The following is a 17,866-nucleotide window of genomic DNA, read 5'->3' on the forward strand; positions in this document are numbered from 1 at the left end:
TAGCAAATTACAAAAATAGTTATTGGTAATAATTCTGTTTCTTCTATTATAAAAGTAATCTATGTCCATTCATTGACAGCCATGAAAAGGACCTGCCCCTTTAGTGTAAGGGACAGGTCCTTCCTAAATAGATCCGATATCAGATAGAAATTAGCTCAATGTTTTAGGGAAAACCTTGGTGCTCTTCTTCAGTAATTCAACAGCAATTTTGCCTGCTTCAGCACGGGTCAGATTCCCTTTCGGATTGAATGCATATTGCGGCTTCTTCTGTCCAGCCACTGTAACCGGAGAGCCCTCCATGATCTTAGCTTTCGTCACAGCTTGTACCGCTGGTCCAGCATAATTTTCCATGCTGCCGGAATCGATGAACGCCTTAGCAAGTGCACTTTGAAGCTTGCTATCATTAGCAACCATTTTCAGTTCTAGTGCCCGAGCAATCATCACTGCAGCCTGTTCACGTGTCAGCGGACGATCCGGTCCGAACACACCATCTGTCAGGCCAGTAATGATACCCGCTCTTGCTGCGGTCTCGATACTGTCATAATCCCATGTGAATGAACTTGTACCTGGTGCAACATCCGTGAATGTTCTTCTGCTATCGGACGTAATTGGTAAATTCAAACCTTTCACAAGAAGAGTTGCAAACTCTCCACGCGATGTACGGTCATCTGTACCAAACTGTTCAAAGCGCAAGGGAGCCATGAATCCTTTAGCATAGAGTGCATTTAGAATATTTCTTGCCCACCCATGGTTCGTAATATCGTTATAACTTCTTCTCAGCTTCATTACTTTATAATAACCAAATTCATCAAAAGGAACAGTCACTGTATGCTTCTTCGAATCTACTTCGCCGCCAATCCGTTTCCACTCTCTGCTTGGAGAATAGTAAAATACAGAAATGGTTGAACCAGCATCATCTACTACATTCGGATCATAAGCAAGAGTTAATGTCCCCCGTTGTGACGGCTTGATTTTCCGCTCCGCAGGCGTCAAAGGATTACCATATAACGAATCTACAGTATAAGGCCCAATTCCATTCGTTGGCTCTTTGTAATTATTATCTCCTCTTGTACCTGACTCCCCAAGGCCACCACTTACCCAGTAAATTTCGGATATTGGACTAAAGTTTACAGAATCCCCTACAATTGCGGAGAATCTTCTATAATAGTCATCGGGAACGCTTAATGGGTTCGGATCCTCTGCTTCGGTTCTGAAACCAACGATGCTGCCATAGTCGTTCTTCCGCTCCACAATTCCTGTGCTCGGATCAGCAATACCAAACAACAGCTTGTTGTTCGGATAGAATTTAGCTATCCCGCTGAGGTCTGTGCTTTGCATTACTGTGCCTTTCGGGAAACTCAGTTCCAGCTGTTTATTGAATGCTGAATATTTGTTGGCTACCTTAGGCGCCATATACTGAGAGTCAACACCCGTATTGCTTGTATAGTACACTTCAACTGTATCATTTGTTTTGACACCATTACGATCAATCGTCAACTTGATTTTATTCACTTTGTCAGCCTTGAGCCCGACATAATCCAAAGCAAAACGATCTGTTTCTGTACCTTGAAGCTTCTTAGCCGTTTCCTTATCAATTACAACGGAAGTAGCTCCTTCAGCCTCAATATCAAAATGAACAAAGTTTTTGCTGACAACAATTTGACTGCCTGAAGTAGGACGTGGAGCCAAGATGCGATAACCCGCTGCTTCTCTGACTACTTCTACCTTCTGGCTCGTTTTTGCACCTGTTTTGTTATATAAATCCAGTGTATAGATGTATGTTCCTGGTGTCTCCGCTTTTAAGTCTCTTAACCGCACCACAAAGTCCTTCTGACTTCCGGAACGATCCACAATAACATTACCATTGTTCAGTGCGTACTCAGAAGCGATTGTTGGATCTTCCCAAGTTGTATTCGTTGCCGATCCTTCTGGTATGTTCAAGTCAAAAATCGTTTGAGTACCCATACTTAGACTCATTCGAGTCGCTCCTGCGCCACGGATAGCCAAGTCAAAGTTTTTCAGGCTGGTCGTATACTTCTTGTCCGCAAATGTGAAATCCGTGGACAGGTTAAACAGGTTTTTTACCCATTGGTCATCCGGATTATATGGATCAAGGAATGTCGAGCGATTTTTACTTGGTGCAGGCTGAAAATTATTGATTGTAGATACATTGTTATCATTGATGTAAATACGCAATTCTTTAGTTACTTCATTCAGTTGGCCTTTATCTCCAGTTCCTGTTCCCGTTAATACAATACGGTTTTCCCCAAAGAATAATGGTCCTGTGTCCCCATCAATATCAATCTCAACATCCTCAAAACTTCCATCAGCACCCAAATTCAATTTTTTTTGCTTTGTGTCTGCTGCAGGATGTGTGGAATACACTTTAACTCCGTTCGCAAAAATCTCTGCTACAAAGTAGTTGCTATCCAATGTGGCAAAATCAACGTACTTACCTTCAAGCAACAATTTATCTGTTTTCTTGGAGTTCATATCATATGTTTGGCCATCCGTCAGATTGCTCACAAAAATATAGTTTTTGGAAGCAAACGAGATCGTTGCGTTTTTACTTGATTTTGATCCAGTAAATTTAAACTGAACCGTTTGATTTCCGTTTTTGAAGCCTTTAATTTGATAAATATATTTCGTCGGTGATACCTGTATAGGCGTTGGTGAAAGTTCAATTGGGCTTGTGCTCCTTGGAAGATATTCCGCTGTCAACAAGCTTCCATTAGGATTTCTGCTAGTCTCTACAAGGATATAGAAATCTGCAGAAGTGACGCTAGAACCCGAAAGCGGCACCCCTTCTGGTGCAACGCCAGAACCGCTGTAGTCTTTAAGGTATCTTAAATCCGTAATTACCGTTTCGTTCTCAAGATATTGAAAATTCATGTTTGCACTTGCTGTGTTTTTTCCATATTTGACAGTCAACGAATGATTCTGTAAAGAATCAATCGAGGTGACTGGAGGGGTACCAATTGTTGATTCTGTAAACTTCAACGATGGAATTTCGAATGAAAACAGAGAATATGAAGGTGTATTGATCCCCACACTAGGTATGGGTTCAATCTTGGGAACAATGCTAGTCAACGTACCATCCACAGAGATTTCAGGAATAGCAGTGGTTTTATCATCCGGCAAAAGCAATTCAACCATTACACGGGCTTGTGCAGGATCCCCCCCATACGTAGGCCGATCAGTTAACATGCTCTGAGACAGCCCATCCGAGCCCTCTTTCAGATCGAGCTGAGAGAAAGGATTTTCTTCATCATAGTAGAGCAGAGAATACGTGAATTTATTTTTGTCTACTCCGCTTTCAATCGTTACAACCAGATCATTCTTACCTGATTTTAATCGAAGCATTGGTGAGAAGAAGGTACCATCTTGTGTAGATAAAGATGTTGGTAAAGCCTCACCATTATTCAGTGTTACTGTTACTTTGGAGGAGTTGTGAGCTACACCTTGAATCGTCACATCACCCGTATCCACAACAACCTGTGATCCTTCATTCAGATCGAGATTATCCGCTCCACCCAAAACCTGCAGTTTCTCAATGTAGGGTACAGAGTCATACAAAATATAAAAGCTTTCGGAACGCTCACTTGGACCTTGGGAGCCGGTAAACGTCACTTTGTTCATTCCGGGGAACAAGGTAAGTGTTGCGTTAAAGCGATTATCCGGGCGATTAGGATCAACTGTGACAACAGCTGGTGCTAATCTTGAACTATCTGGAACCCATGTTCCATCTTTTAAATTCAATAGCTGTACGTTGGCACCCAACGTAGAGCCAGTAACATTCGTAAACGTACCTGTTACAGCTTGCTCTGCGCTAGTTACCACAAAAGCAGTCGAACGAGAAAGAACATCAGAGCCTGTTCCAGTCATTTTGAGTCCTACTGTACTTTTCAATGGAACGTTGGCTGTATTATCAGGAGTAAAGTAACTTGTCTGTCCTGCCGCCGATGCGACTGGTGCAAGGCCAGCTGGTATTAGAGATACAACCAGTGCCACCATCATCAGCCAGATTAACGGCTTCTTCGTACGTTGCATTCAATCATCTCTCCTCTTTTTAAGTCAGTTACCTTTATATATCGGCAAAAGGTTCCAATTATTTAGTAAAAATCTCAAAATAAACAAAAAACCTTATCCACGAGGGATAAGGTTGGGTCTGGAATAATATTCAAGAATAGCTATAAGCATTACATTTATCTATTTATGATTTCGAACGAGTCTCTGGGCTCATCTTAACGCGCATGCGCATCAGGAAGTTGATAACCGGTCTTCTCGTCTTGCTAACAAGTCCGATGACTTCTGCTCCTACCTGGAGGAAGAACATCATGATGCAGATGACCACAAATGTTACCCAGTTGGCTTCAAACATGGCAGCGGAAGATTGGATAATCGCCAAAACTCCGAAGAATGCGGCAATTCCATAAATGATCAGTACCGTCTGACGGTGACTGAATCCAAGTTCACGCAAGCAGTGATGCAGGTGACCTTTATCCGGTGAGAAAATCGGTTTACGTTGTACCGCACGACGAATGATCGCGAAGAAGGTATCCGAGAGCGGCACACCGATGATGATCAACGGTGTAATGAAGGACACGACAGCAATTTGTTTGAATCCGAGCATGGACAGCATCGCCAGAGAGAAACCAAGGAATAGTGACCCAGTATCCCCCATGAAGATCTTGGCTGGGTGGAAGTTGAAGAACAGGAATCCGATAATACTACCCAGCAATACAAGACACATCAAGGCGATCATCATGTTACCCATCAGGAAGGACATCACGGCAATAGTACCAATCGCAATACCGGATACACCGGCAGCCAGACCATCCAGACCATCAATCAGGTTAATCGCATTCGTTACACCAACGATCCATAAGATCGTCAGCGGAATGGATACCCAAGCTTCGAGTGAAGAATAGGAATCCTGAAAAGGAATGTTAACGAAATCTACGCGGATGTTAAATCCGAATACAACGACAGAAGCAGCAACGATCTGACCAAGCAGCTTCACTTTGGCTGACAGTTCAAACCGATCATCAAGTGCTCCAATCAATACGATAATTGTTCCACCAATCAGAAACGCACTGACAAAACTCATATCCCGAGTCGTGAACCATGCCGATACAAACGGAAGCAATGCAGCAACTGTAATGATAAAGGCCAGGAATATCCCCAGACCGCCAAGACGCGGCATGATCCGTGTGTGTACTTTACGTGCATTCGGCGTATCCATTGCGCCAATGCGGACTGCGAACTTTTTGACAAGCGGTGTCAGGGCAAGAGCCAGTCCCATTGACACGATAAATCCAATGATAAAGATCGCTACCATTTGAACATTCGACCCCCAATTATAATACCTGTACGAAATTATAAATCCCCTGATCTCTTTTTATATATAAAATTATTGTTAGTCACTTTTGATGAAAAATGCCATTTGCACCAGAACGGAGAGGGCAGAAATAACCTGTAGAAGCGAAGCGTTCGCCTACAAGCTTTCTGAAAGAAAGCTAAATCGTAAGCATATGCTATCGCGGGATTTCAACCTTGTAAAGGTGGATAAAAGAAATCCAGAGATAACAGCGATCAAAAGGTTATTCTGACATCGAAGTGGCAACGTGCAACTAAAAGTTTCATTTGAGTGGCACACATGTAATCCGGAATGAATTATACGCCGATCCCACCCGAAAAGCTATCCTCAATTTCTAGCATAAACAAGCATTTATCTCTTAATTACCTGTTTTTAACGGGCTTTTGTCACGTTTTCTTTGTCACGCATCACCTTAACAGCGAATTTCGGAAGCGCAAGCATCCGGCCAGCCCGGCTTGGTTCACGCAACAAGCGATAGAACCACTCCAGTCTTAACTTTTGGAACAGCATAGGCGCACGTTTGGTTTTGCCCGAAATCACATCAAAGCTGCCGCCAACGCCCATGGTTACGGGAACCTGCAGTGCATCTTTGTACTTGTGAATCCATGGTTCCTGTGTATCGGCCCCACGTGCTACAAACAACAGATCAGGTGAAGCTTCCCGAATAGAAGCAATAACCTGTTCATCCTCAGCCGGACCAAAATAACCGTCGCGATAACCCACAATACGAATCGCCGGATATTGCTGTTGTAACCGAACTGCCGTTTCTTGAATCACCTCAGGGGTGGAACCGAGTAAATATACACCCCATCGATAGTTTTCTCCAACACGCAGCAATTCATGTAAAAGCTCAAATCCCGGCACTCGCTCAGCTACTGGATCTCCACAATAGTTCGCCGCCCATACGACACCTGTTCCATCAGGAACAATTAATTCCGCAGATTGCATGACTTCCATGATTGCGGGATTTTCCAGTGCAGCCATAACCATAATCGGGTTGGCTGTAATGACTTGATGTGGTTGCTTGGACAGCACAGCTTCCTGGAGAACCTTTACCGTTTCTTTCATCGTCAGTTTGGAAAAAGGAATGCCGTAGATCGAAACGGTAGGTATGGATCCGGTCTGACTCATCTTTATCTCATCCTTTGCGGCCTAAATAGTTAATAATCTGCTGTGCAGGCACTCTGGCTTCCTGCTTCAATTCGGTGATGCCTTCTTCATGTTCTTTTAGCCACTGTGATCGTTGATCCAGCAATCCGACGACAGTCTTGGCGAGTTTGTCGCCATCGAGTGAGCTCGTATCCCCTGCTGGTTCACTATCCAGTCGAAGCAAGAATTGATCGATTTTCGGATCATACGAGATACCCACCGGTGGCACATATTGCGAAGCTGCATAGATCAGACTGTGCAGACGCATACCGATGACAAGATCACACTTGCTGACTTCCTCCAGCATAAGCTGAGGGTCGGTCAGATCCTGTGCGATGCTGATCTCACTGCCTTTACTGGTCACATCACCGAGCATTTCCATAAGGAATCGTGATGCCTGTTCATCTACTGGCAAATGGAATGGCAGAAAACGCAAGTGCACGGCTCTTTTGGAACACAGCTTTTTTAACCCAGCGGCAATAGCCGTTAGCTCTTTACGATCCGACTCCCAGAACCGTACCGATATGCCGATCACAGGAAGCTTGGTGTGTGCTCCAGATGCAGTTTCCACTCGATTCGCTTGAGGAGTATCATTTGCTGAAACTGCACCTGCCCCACTCTTAACTTTTGTCTCAGGTAGTGGCAAACCCATTACGGGGTCGGGTACAACATGGATCTGATTCCACTGTAGCCCGAGTCCACGCAGATAATCTGCAGATTGTTCATCCCGAACGGATACATAGGTGCAGCTCTTAAAGACTGATTTGATCATCGGATTGAAAATTTTACGATTCACCGGGCCAATCCCCTGCGCATAGATAAACGTTGGTTTTTTCAGCATCTGAGCCAGCTTGATTACGCCCAGATAATAAGGAATGGATTTCAGTCCAGTTGCATCCTGCAATAGACTTCCTCCGCCACTGATTAATCCGTCGCTCTCCTTGAGTGCTTCACGGACTTCCTTCAATTTCATACGATTCACGGAGCGCACACCGTACATGGAGGTTGTCCACTCGGGGTCACCCGAGAGAACAATCGGTTCAATAGTGATATTCGACCTTTGGCTTTCCTCTTCCAGTGCTGTCAAAATTGACTTTAGCACCGCTTCGTCTCCGCTATTGCGGAATCCGTAATACCCAGAGATGACTAACTTTTGAGAAGTGGTGACCATTTTTTCCAACATCCTTCCGCTACTTGCCACACACCCACAGCAATGATACCGAAGATTAAGCCAAGTCCCAATCCCATCACTCCACGAATGAGTGACAATACAGCCGGCGTATGGATATGCGCGAACGTATCCACCATGGACAATTGTCCAATCGCTGCAATAATGAGCACAAAGATGACTTTACGATATTTTAAAGCGGCGAACACGCCAACGATAAACAGCGGGTGTCCCAGCATAAATTCTTTGAATCTCGGACGTACACCGAACGTATCTTCCAGCGTAGTACGCAGGAACATCTCGAATGGTGTTACTGATCCCGAGTTGCCTGTACGGCTCAAGTAATAGTATCCAACAACGGCAGCAACGAGTGACAATACAACCATTAACACATTAATTGGCATACGAAGCATTTCTTTAATTTTCTTAATAGAGAACGATCCAGAACCACGATAAAACACAATGTAGATCGCTACCAGTGCCATAGGTGCAAAGTGCAACAGACTTACGCCGCGGAACTGGTTAATGACCAGACTGTACGTAATGCTGTTAAGCAACGCAATGACAAATGGTACGGCCAGGAACGAAATAATTGACGTTCTTACATATAAAACTACAGTCTGTTTCAAACGACGACCCGCAGATGCGTCGGGTTGACGCTGTTGCTGATAGTTCACGGTACGAACGGCCAGCACCATCGCTATGGTCGGCGCCGCTATGGCCACAAGCAAGGCTATTCCTTGCTCCAGTAGCGTTGGTTTCAAGAGGAACAATCCTGCACTGCCCACCAAAGCAACCACAAACGCGATCAAGGTCAGTAGTGGGATAAAATAAGAAACCATAAGTGCTATCATGGCAATTGCACCAACAAGAGCAACCAGCTTGGCATAACGTTGAATCGACGAATCCTTCACTGTGAATGCTTCAGCTTGTCCAAGTTCGAAGCCATGTTTCGCCATACGTTCTATCGCATGACCCGGCTCACCCAGGCTGTTGATCAGATTCTCAATTGGATCTGTAATCATGGCCTTGGCTGTATTCCGACTTGGCGATGCATTCATATAAAGCATACGAATGTTGCGGTCTTTGGTTGCCAGTACAAAACGGTCAGCGATCGTGTCTACGTCCAGATTGGCATCGCCATCACTAAGCGAGTACAGACGCGTAACGTTGTAATCCGTTTTATAAGCAAGGGTCTGGAATCCAGACTGCGGTTTCTTCAAGTTCTCAATGGCTGCAAGACCAATATTGTGCTTGTTCAGCAACTGTGCGAATTGATCGAGACTTCTCATCTCTGCATTATCATTGTACCCTTTCACAGCATCACCATCAAACAAGATGCGCTTTACGCCATTCTCTTCGAAGAAGGTAAGCAAGCGCTCCATCGATTCCTGGCTGTATGGCACACTGTCTGAGATCCGCGGCAAAATGTAAAAACCTTTATCACGCAGCATCTTCACGGCAACCGGATCGGGCTGCAAAGGCTGCATGTTGGCATTCTCTGGAGGAGTCTGCAATATTAAGCCGCTACGACCTTCATATTCCCATGGTTGCACCGGAATCTGCCGATCAGCGAACGTTTGTTCAATAATAGGGGTATACGTCCGTGCGTTTTCCTCTGATGTAAATAACACATACGTGTAATTTGCGTTAGAAGGGATCACATCTTTGGTCAGGTTCGCGAGATCCTGGCCGTTGTATACCATCAGTCGGCGTGTCTTTCTCAGCTCGTCCAATGTACTTTCAAACACTGCCATCGTTGTAACGCCTGCGTCTTTTAGACGAGTCAATTGTTCATTCATGAAATCTTGCGGATGTGCCTGATACGCGGAGATATCCAGCAGACCCCGATAGTTGAAAACAAGTTCTACCTTTTTGGCAGAAGATTCTGTCTGCACCCGATCACTGATTACAGGGATGGACGCAACCAGACCGATAATAACGACGAGCCACAACCACTTCCGAGAAGCGTTATTCCAATAAAGCCATTTTTGACGCACTACATGTACCTCCTCAAGTGTTGGAACCAAATGCACGTTCAGCTCAAGTAATTCGTTCATTTAACATTCATACAATAGGTTACAAACAGCTTGTGTCAACAAGCCCTGATATATGCCAGTCTATCTACACTTTTATTTCAAAGAAAAACCCCTCCGCCAACCAACCTTACGGTGCGGAGAGGCCTTCTCATGTCCTAACGCTTTGTTGCATTCGTATTATTGCGCGTCTACACGCGACATTACGTTGGTCACCAGACGCTCGATCCGGCTTTCCGCATCTTCCAAACTCTCTCCACGAACGGCGAAGTATACTTTGATCTTCGGTTCTGTTCCTGAAGGACGCAAGCAGAACCATGAACCGTCTGCCAAAATGAACTTCAGTACGTTTTCCTTCGGAAGACCGTCCAGACCAAGGGAGTAGTCCAATACATCTTGTACAGCAATTCCCGCTACTTCTTGTGGCGGATTGGAACGCCAGTCCGTCATTTTGGCCTGAATCTGAGCTACGCCGTCTTTGCCTTTCAGCGTACGGGATTCCAGCTTCTCCAAGAAGTATCCGAATTGGTTGTACAGCTCTTGCAAGACATCATAGAGTGTCTTGCCTTGACTCTTATAATAAGCAGCAGCTTCAGCAATCAGCATCGAGGCAAGAACAGCATCCTTGTCGCGGGCATAGTTGCCTGAAAGGTAGCCATAACTCTCTTCATATCCGAACAAGAAGGTATGGCTGCCTGTTGCTTCGAACTGGTTCATTTTTTCACCAATATATTTGAAGCCTGTCAGTGTGTTCATCACTTCTGCACCGTAATGTTCAGCAATAACAGCACCCATCTCACTAGTTACGATCGTTTTGACGACCGCACCGTTGCTTGGCAGTGTTCCTGTCTCTTGCAGGCGACTCAGCAGATAATGTACCATAATGGCACCAGACTGGTTACCAGACAAGACGAAATATTTGCCATCGTTGTCTTTCACGACAGCACCCATACGGTCTGCATCCGGATCTGTTCCGATCAAAATGTCAGCGCCCACGGATTCTCCCAGCTTCATTGCAAGCGTAAACGCTTCGCGTTCTTCCGGGTTAGGGGATTTCACAGTAGAGAACTCAGCATCCGGCTGTTCCTGTTCAGCTACAATGTGCACTTGCTCGAATCCGATCTGCTCCAACACGCGACGTACAGGGATGTTGCCTGTGCCGTGCAACGGTGTGTATACGATTTTGAAATCACGACCAATGCCCGATTGGATCAGTTCGCGGCTCAGACTGCGGCTTGCTACGGTATCCACGAACGCTTGGTCTTGGTCTTCACCCAACCAGATCAGGAGACCTTGAGCTTCTGCTTCTTCTTGCGTCAGCTTCTTCACGTCAGCAAGGGAAGGCACTTCCTGGATGTACTGAATGACTTTTTCCGCTTCAGCTGGTACCAATTGACCACCCTCATGATTGTAGACCTTGTATCCGTTGTATTCCGGTGGGTTATGGCTCGCTGTTACAACGATTCCGCCAGTAGCCTTCTGATTACGCACTGCAAATGACAACTCTGGAGTTGAACGCAGGGATGGGAACAGCTTGGCTACAATGCCGTTTCCAGCCAGTACAAGCGCAGCATCCAGTGTGAATTCAGGTGAGAAATGACGGGAATCATGAGCAATGACCACAGAAGGTTTGCCTTCTTGGTCACCATGCTGCTCAAGCAAATAACGCGCAAATCCTTGCGTCGCCCGACCTACGGTGTAACGGTTCATCCGGTTGCTTCCTGCACCAATGACCCCGCGCAATCCCCCTGTACCAAACTCTAGGTTTCTGTAAAAACGTTCCTCCAGCTCTTTCGGCTGATCCTGCAAGTCACGAAGCTCCTGTTTCGTTGCTTCATCAATCGAAGCATCCTCCAACCATTGCTGCAACGTCTCTGATGCTGCTGTGCTTAACTGTTCCATTTCTGATAAACCCCTTCCGTCTATATAAATTCAGGTGTGCTGAGTTACTTCAGCATCGTGCATCATTCGGCCCGTCTATGTTCCGAAATGATGTCAACGCTCACGTATGTAATCAGCTTGGGTCAGACAGTGCAAACATAATCTCGCCTTCAGCGACTACTTTATCGTCCACTCGGGCAGTTGCCTTACCTTTACCAATGGAACCCTTCAAACGTGTAATCTCCACTTCCAGGATCAACGTATCTCCGGGCACGACTTGTCCACGGAATCGGAAGTTGTCCAGTCCCGCCAAAAAGCCGATTTTGCCTTTATTGCCTTCCATATTCAGAATGGCTACTGCACCAACTTGAGCCAGCGCTTCAGTAATCAGTACACCCGGCATTACCGGATACTCTGGAAAATGACCAATAAAGAATGGTTCGTTAATGGTTACGTTCTTCAGACCAACGGCACGTTTGCCATCCTCAATCTCTAGAATCTTGTCCACCAGCAAAAACGGGGGACGGTGCGGGATGATTTCTTGAATCTGTTTGATATCGAGCACAGTGTAATCTCCTCTCGGGATGTTTATATGAGCGTTCTTCATCATGGATTGACTCTTAGGGCTAAGGTGGTCGTTACGGTTACGGATCGTCCCTCTGATCGCTGTTGTCTCCGAATTTTTTGATCAACCTCCGAGAGGTCAAGATTCGGTGACAAAGGCGAGCGCTTCGCTTCTTCTGAACGATTCCGTTCCCTCCACTTACTTCGGTGCTGCAAGGTCAACCCCCACATGACAAAGGCGAAGCTCATATAAAATGTTTTAATTTAAATTTTGTATGGAAAGCATATTTTCGGTTAACACTAATTATATCCTTCATGACTGCAGTAGTGAAGGTTAAGATAAGGGGTCTCTCTTCGCGATGACGAATGTCTTTCGCAGGGGAGGCCTCTTTTGACGTCAAACGTCATCCATCATTATACTGTTTTCAACGTCAAAAAGAAAACTCCTGCCTGCGCAGGAGTTTTCGCTTAACTCGTTACATTATGGAGCGAACACTAGATTATATACATGTTCCCATGTACTCCATTGCCATACGGAACCGATATCCTGTTTGCCCAGTACCACATATCCAGCTACCATTCCGCCAGCGAGGGCAAGAACAAGCAGGGCCGGGACCAGGAACCATCTAACGATGCGCCATCCACTCTTCTTCTTCTTGACTTCCTTTTTCTCTGGCTTACTGTTCTGCTGCTGTGTTTCTGTCATCACATTCACCTTTTACGCTCTCATATTGTTGGCGAGACCCAACATGGAATCACTTGAAGTTAGCGCCTTGGCCGCCAGTTGATATGTCCGCTGTCCTTGCATAAGCAGAGTCATCTCCTGTGTCATATCCACATTGGATTGCTCCAGAAATCCTGGACGGATTAAGGCAGCTGCTTGACGTGTAGCTGCATTCGCGCCAAATACATCATCCTCGGTTAATCCCGCATCCAGGCCGAACAGGTTATCCGCATATTGTACCAGACCTTCAGGGCGTTCAATGTCTACCACTTGGAGTTGTGCCCCAATGATTGCGTTCGCCTCATTACCGCGTCGGATTAACAGGTTGCCATTTTCATCAAAAGCAACTTTGCTATTATTCGGTGCCGTAATGCGATTACCTTGACGATCCAGAGCAAAGTGACCTTCACCATTGACCATCACCATCATATCTGGTGCATTTGGATTAGCTTTTGGTCTTGTATCCGGTACAAAATGAAATGCACCCTGACGTGTCCACATTTTCTCCCCGTTCGCTTCAACTGCAAACATGGCATTTCCTTCAATGGCCAGATCAGTCGGAAGACCGGTCTCGTTCAAGGGGCCTTGAGACATATCCTTCGTCACATCCGCCAAACGAGCACCAAAACCGAGGTTATATCCCATCGGTGTGGAGCGTCCATCCAGTTTGTACTTGTCCGGTTGTTGTTGCACCCGGGTCAGCACATCCTCGAAGGCCGCTTGCTTGCTCTTATAGCCTGCCGTATTCACGTTGGCAATATTATCGGCAATGACATCCAATCGTTGCTGTATGGCAGTCATGGAAACCTTGGCACTAATCATCGAATTATTCATCGGTGGTTTACCCTCCCCTTGTGTCCTGTCCACCCTCCCAAACCCTCCCTAGTAGGGAGGGCCCCAGATGGCGCTGCCCTCTGGACTCCCGAAACAGGCGGATTAGGTAAGTGGGGTACGATCTTGCTAAGTGACGGTGGTGTGTGTTCGCCGCGACTGCCGGGTTATGATCCTCGCCATAGTTTAACATGGCTGAATCATAACCCGGCACGCTCTTTATGCGGCGTGGTAGCTCCGCGTGGTCTCTTCCCTGCTTTGCTTCGCAAAGGGCTGTCGAGACCGTCGCTTCGCTCAAGTACTGCCACGCATTCCTCGCATAAGCTCGGCTGCGCCCAGGCTCTTGCGCTACGCGTGGTCTCTCCCTGCTTTGCTCCGCAAAGGGCTGTCGAGACCCTCGCTTCGCTCAAGTACTGCCACGCATTCCTCGCATAAGCTCGGTTGCGTCCAGGCTCTTGCGCTACGCGTGGTCTCTCCCTGCTTTGCTTCGCAAAGGGCTGTCGAGACCCTCGCTGCGCTCAGGTACTTCTACGCATTCCTCGCATAAGCTCGGCTGCGTCTTGGCTCTTGCGCTACGCGTGAACCTCTCTGCTTTGCTCCGCAAAGGGCGTTTGGCTCTCCGCTGCGCGGTTATATTTAAACGTCGGCGTTATACACGCCCGACTTCATTGACGGCTTTATCCAAACTGCGGTCGTAGAATTGTACGACCTTCTGATTCGCTTCATACGCCCGGTATGCGGCGTTCATATCGACCGTTGCCTGTGAAGCATCAACATTGGAGCCTTCCAGATAACCCTGACGGATCTGCACATTATCACCAGCAGCCATCATCCGGGCCGTTGCCCCATTTTCATCACTCAGACTGAAATTGCCATCGCCTTGACGAACCAGTTGATTCGGCTGGTCAATGACACTAATGCCGAGAGTAACCCCTGTCGGTGCACCGGTTGCTGCATCCACCAAACGGCCTTGCTCATCCACTTTAAATTGCTCTACGGAACCTGTCAACACTATAGGTTGTCCATTATTATCCAACACTTGTGAACCTGTTGAGCTCAGCAATTGTCCCGTTCCTGTAATCTCGAAGTGGCCATCGCGTGTATATCCGGTGTTACCTTCTGCATCCTGAACTGTAAAATACGCCTGAGGCTGATAAGTTACCGTGCCATCAGCCCGTACAAATTTGCCAGATGCGTCAAAAGGGACAGGTTGTCCAGTCTGCGGATCATTGACCGTCATATTGGATGAAATGGAAAAATCATTTTTCTGCCCCGTCTCCATAATGGTCCCCTGCAAATTCATGGACAAACTCTCTTCCGCGAACACCCCGGTGTTCAGCTTGCCCAGCCGCTTTGTCGGAAGATTCGCATCTCCGCCTACCAAGGTAATGAGCATTTCCGGGAAGGAACGGCTTACGCTGTTGACCTGTTTGTATCCCGTGGTGTTCATATTTACGATATTCTGTGTTGCTGTGTCATGGCGGCGTTGTTGCGTAATCATTCCCGCAGTAGCGGTGTACAGACCTCTTAACATGTATTAACCCCTCTCCTCAAGCGCGTGCACTGCATCGCAGGTTAGCTGCTTGTCCGTTCTGCTTTCCGAGCATGGCGAACCTTTGCTTTTTATATCGGCAGATTAGAACTTTTTCTTAACCACCTGATCCAAATTATTCAGCATTATGCCTGTCCCCTTCACGACACAGTGCATTGGATCTTCCGCAACCCATACAGGTACATGCAATTCATTGGACAAAAGCTCGTCCAGTCCGTTCAGCAATGCACCTCCACCTGTCAATACAACACCACGATCGATAATGTCCGCTGACAATTCAGGCGGTGTACGTTCCAATACCGACTTTGCTGCTACGATGATGGATTGCACAGAATCCCAGAGTGCTTCCTGTACTTCATTTCCCGATACCGTTACGGTAACAGGCAGACCGGATACCATATCGCGTCCGCGAATATCCATCTCGGTTTGACGTCCACCCGGATGTACGGAACCAATCGCAATTTTGATATCTTCCGCGGTCCGTTCACCGATCATAAGCTTGTACTTGGCTTTGATAAACTTGATAATAGCTTCGTCGAACTTGTCCCCTGCGACTTTAATAGAAGAGGCGGTGACCACGTCGCCCATAGACAGGACTGCAACGTCAGTCGTACCGCCGCCGATATCCACGACCATATTGCCGCTCGGCTGAAAAATATCCATTCCCGCACCGATCGCTGCCGCTTTCGGCTCTTCTTCCAGAAACACTTCTTTGGCACCGCTGCGTTCTGCCGCTTCGCGGATGGCCTTCTGTTCCACGGAAGTAATGTTCGTTGGTGCACAGATCAAAATCCGAGGGTGGCTGTACCAGCTTCTTGCACCCACACGATTAATGAAATGTCTGAGCATCGCTTCCGTAATCTCGAAGTCCGCAATAACGCCGTCACGCAGCGGTCTAATGGCAACAATGTTACCTGGAGTACGCCCCACCATACGACGCGCTTCTTCCCCAACAGCAAGGACACGCTTCGTATCTCTTTCAATGGTCACGACGGAAGGTTCATCGAGGACAACCCCACTTCCTTTCACGTGAATAAGCACGTTTGCCGTGCCAAGATCAATACCGATATCCTTGCTAAACATAAAAGAGCCCCCAAAGTGATATTATTTGGTCAGCGTATCCTGTGAAAAAGAGTCCCTTATCACGTCACCGCTCGTTCGACAAAGTGCAACATATATATGTAAAAATCGGGCTGATAAGATGTCATAATTCGATCCTGTACCAGCTTTTAACATATCATACTTCAGGGGAGGGATTCAATGCATGTGTGAGCTTTTTGACCTACGTCTTTGTGCAGATGCTTACGATTTGGCGGAAGCCAACACCTCACGTTTCTTGCCACTCGTTTTTTTGTATTTAATTTTGGTCGCTTCACCGCCCCGCAAATGGCGGATTGATTTGTGATACTCCAAAATGTGTTTCACCTGGTCAGCAAGATCAGGGTTGATTTCCGGCAGACGCTCCGTCAGATCCTTATGCACAGTACTCTTTGACACGCCGAATTCTTTGGCTATGGTACGGACCGTATTCCTCGTCTCAACAATGCAGCGACCAATTTTGATGGTCCGTTCCTTGATGTAATCGTGCACGCTCCCGCCTCCCTACTGTGTGGATAGTTTGGTACATTATATGAGGAGCATGCCTATATATTCGCGGTTTAGAGGTGTGACAAGCTTCGAAGGTCCCATTATTTTCTGAAAAGCACAAAAAGAGCAGAGGTTGAACCCTCTGCCCATCATGTTGCTGCGGTAAAAATCATTTATTTTTCCGGAAGATATCCTTGCGGGTTAACCGGCTGTCCATCTTCGTACACTTCAAAGTGAAGGTGGTTGCCAAGCGTTTTACCCAATTCATTGACACCAGCAGATGCAATCGCATCTCCCTGTTTCACTTCGTCGTCCTGTTTCACTTTGACGTCTGCCAAGCTTTGGTATACCGTTTTCAGGTTATCACTGTGTGTGATTTCCACAACTTGACCTGTGAGCGGATTTTGCTCAACCCGGGTAACTTTACCGGCAAGCGCTGCTTTGACTTCAAACGTTTTGTTATCCCCACGTGCCAGATCCACACCCGTGTTCGGGATGAATGTATCATTGTACTGCACCATTGCCGCTTCATGTTCCTCGGTTGAAGCTTCGCTATCATAGAAAGGTTTTACTACCGAAATTTCAGACGGTACCGCTACCGGCCATACAAAATTCTCCGACTTGGCAACAACTTCCACACTTTCTTCTTCTCCGCCTGCTGCTGTTCCTTCTGTACCCGCCGATGCACCTGTTTCTACTACCCCGCTAGCAGAGTCCGGGTTCATAGCTTTGTCGCCTGTTCCCTGATAGACCCACACTAAGGTTAGTATAATGCCTGCTGCTGCGATGTAGGCTGCCGGGAAGACCCAGCGTTTGGACATTGCTCTTTTCCATGAAGAGGGCTGGCTAGCCGGTACTCCTTGAGTTGTTTTAGGAGTTTCTTCTTGGACTGTTTTTTTGTTTTGTTCATTCATCTTGATCACCTCAGTAACAAGTGTTACCGGGTGCAACTCTTTTATACACGCGCGACTCTAATTATTTTCACGGAGGTTTC

13 protein-coding genes are annotated in these 17,866 nt (G+C 46.7%); all 13 read right to left on the reverse strand.

Translation table 11 applies throughout. From position 1 onward, the window contains the following. Window positions 1-150: 150 nt before the first annotated feature. Window positions 151-4,050 carry an S-layer homology domain-containing protein gene (locus MKY85_RS27050; RefSeq protein ID WP_342571203.1) on the reverse strand — a complete coding sequence of 1,300 codons (3,900 nt, stop codon included), beginning with the start codon at window positions 4,048-4,050 and terminating at the stop codon, window positions 151-153. Window positions 4,051-4,213: 163 nt separating this feature from the next. Next, a complete protein-coding gene (locus tag MKY85_RS27055) occupies window positions 4,214-5,341 on the reverse strand; it encodes an MraY family glycosyltransferase (protein WP_339238171.1) in 1,128 nt (375 codons plus the stop codon). Between the two features lie 411 nt (window positions 5,342-5,752). After that, window positions 5,753-6,511 (reverse strand): WecB/TagA/CpsF family glycosyltransferase, encoded by a 759-nt coding sequence (locus MKY85_RS27060; RefSeq protein ID WP_342571204.1) that lies wholly within the window; start codon window positions 6,509-6,511, stop codon window positions 5,753-5,755. 7 nt (window positions 6,512-6,518) lie between these two features. Further along, window positions 6,519-7,700, reverse strand: a complete 1,182-nt coding sequence (gene csaB / locus MKY85_RS27065) for a polysaccharide pyruvyl transferase CsaB (RefSeq protein WP_342571205.1) — start codon at window positions 7,698-7,700, stop codon at window positions 6,519-6,521. Continuing rightward, the gene (locus MKY85_RS27070; protein WP_342571206.1) at window positions 7,676-9,697 is read right to left on the reverse strand and encodes a DUF5693 family protein; all 2,022 of its coding nucleotides are present in this window, start codon (window positions 9,695-9,697) and stop codon (window positions 7,676-7,678) included. The genes csaB and MKY85_RS27070 overlap by 25 nt, the downstream gene beginning before the upstream one ends. Window positions 9,698-9,913: 216 nt before the next feature. Further along, a complete protein-coding gene (locus MKY85_RS27075; RefSeq protein ID WP_342571207.1) occupies window positions 9,914-11,635 on the reverse strand; it encodes a phospho-sugar mutase in 1,722 nt (573 codons plus the stop codon). A 112-nt stretch (window positions 11,636-11,747) separates the two neighbouring features. After that, complete coding sequence (gene fabZ / locus MKY85_RS27080; protein WP_145324406.1) at window positions 11,748-12,179, reverse strand: 3-hydroxyacyl-ACP dehydratase FabZ; 432 nt, start codon at window positions 12,177-12,179, stop codon at window positions 11,748-11,750. Window positions 12,180-12,659: 480 nt separating this feature from the next. After that, window positions 12,660-12,884 carry a DNA-directed RNA polymerase subunit beta gene (locus tag MKY85_RS27085; protein WP_342571208.1) on the reverse strand — a complete coding sequence of 75 codons (225 nt, stop codon included), beginning with the start codon at window positions 12,882-12,884 and terminating at the stop codon, window positions 12,660-12,662. Between the two features lie 12 nt (window positions 12,885-12,896). Beyond that, window positions 12,897-13,736 (reverse strand): flagellar hook-basal body protein, encoded by an 840-nt coding sequence (locus tag MKY85_RS27090; RefSeq protein WP_339238184.1) that lies wholly within the window; start codon window positions 13,734-13,736, stop codon window positions 12,897-12,899. A 646-nt stretch (window positions 13,737-14,382) separates the two neighbouring features. Then, a complete protein-coding gene (locus MKY85_RS27095) occupies window positions 14,383-15,267 on the reverse strand; it encodes a flagellar hook-basal body protein (RefSeq protein WP_342571209.1) in 885 nt (294 codons plus the stop codon). A 102-nt stretch (window positions 15,268-15,369) separates the two neighbouring features. Then, window positions 15,370-16,368, reverse strand: a complete 999-nt coding sequence (locus MKY85_RS27100; protein ID WP_253441322.1) for a rod shape-determining protein — start codon at window positions 16,366-16,368, stop codon at window positions 15,370-15,372. A gap of 219 nt (window positions 16,369-16,587) precedes the next feature. Further along, window positions 16,588-16,875: a sporulation transcriptional regulator SpoIIID gene (spoIIID, locus tag MKY85_RS27105; RefSeq protein ID WP_024632710.1), complete on the reverse strand. Its 288-nt coding sequence runs from the start codon at window positions 16,873-16,875 to the stop codon at window positions 16,588-16,590. Window positions 16,876-17,045: 170 nt separating this feature from the next. Next, complete coding sequence (locus tag MKY85_RS27110; protein WP_253441323.1) at window positions 17,046-17,786, reverse strand: M23 family metallopeptidase; 741 nt, start codon at window positions 17,784-17,786, stop codon at window positions 17,046-17,048. Window positions 17,787-17,866 lie beyond the last annotated feature (80 nt).

This window comes from Paenibacillus sp. FSL R5-0749 (assembly GCF_038595085.1).
Taxonomy (GTDB): Bacteria; Bacillota; Bacilli; order Paenibacillales; family Paenibacillaceae; genus Paenibacillus.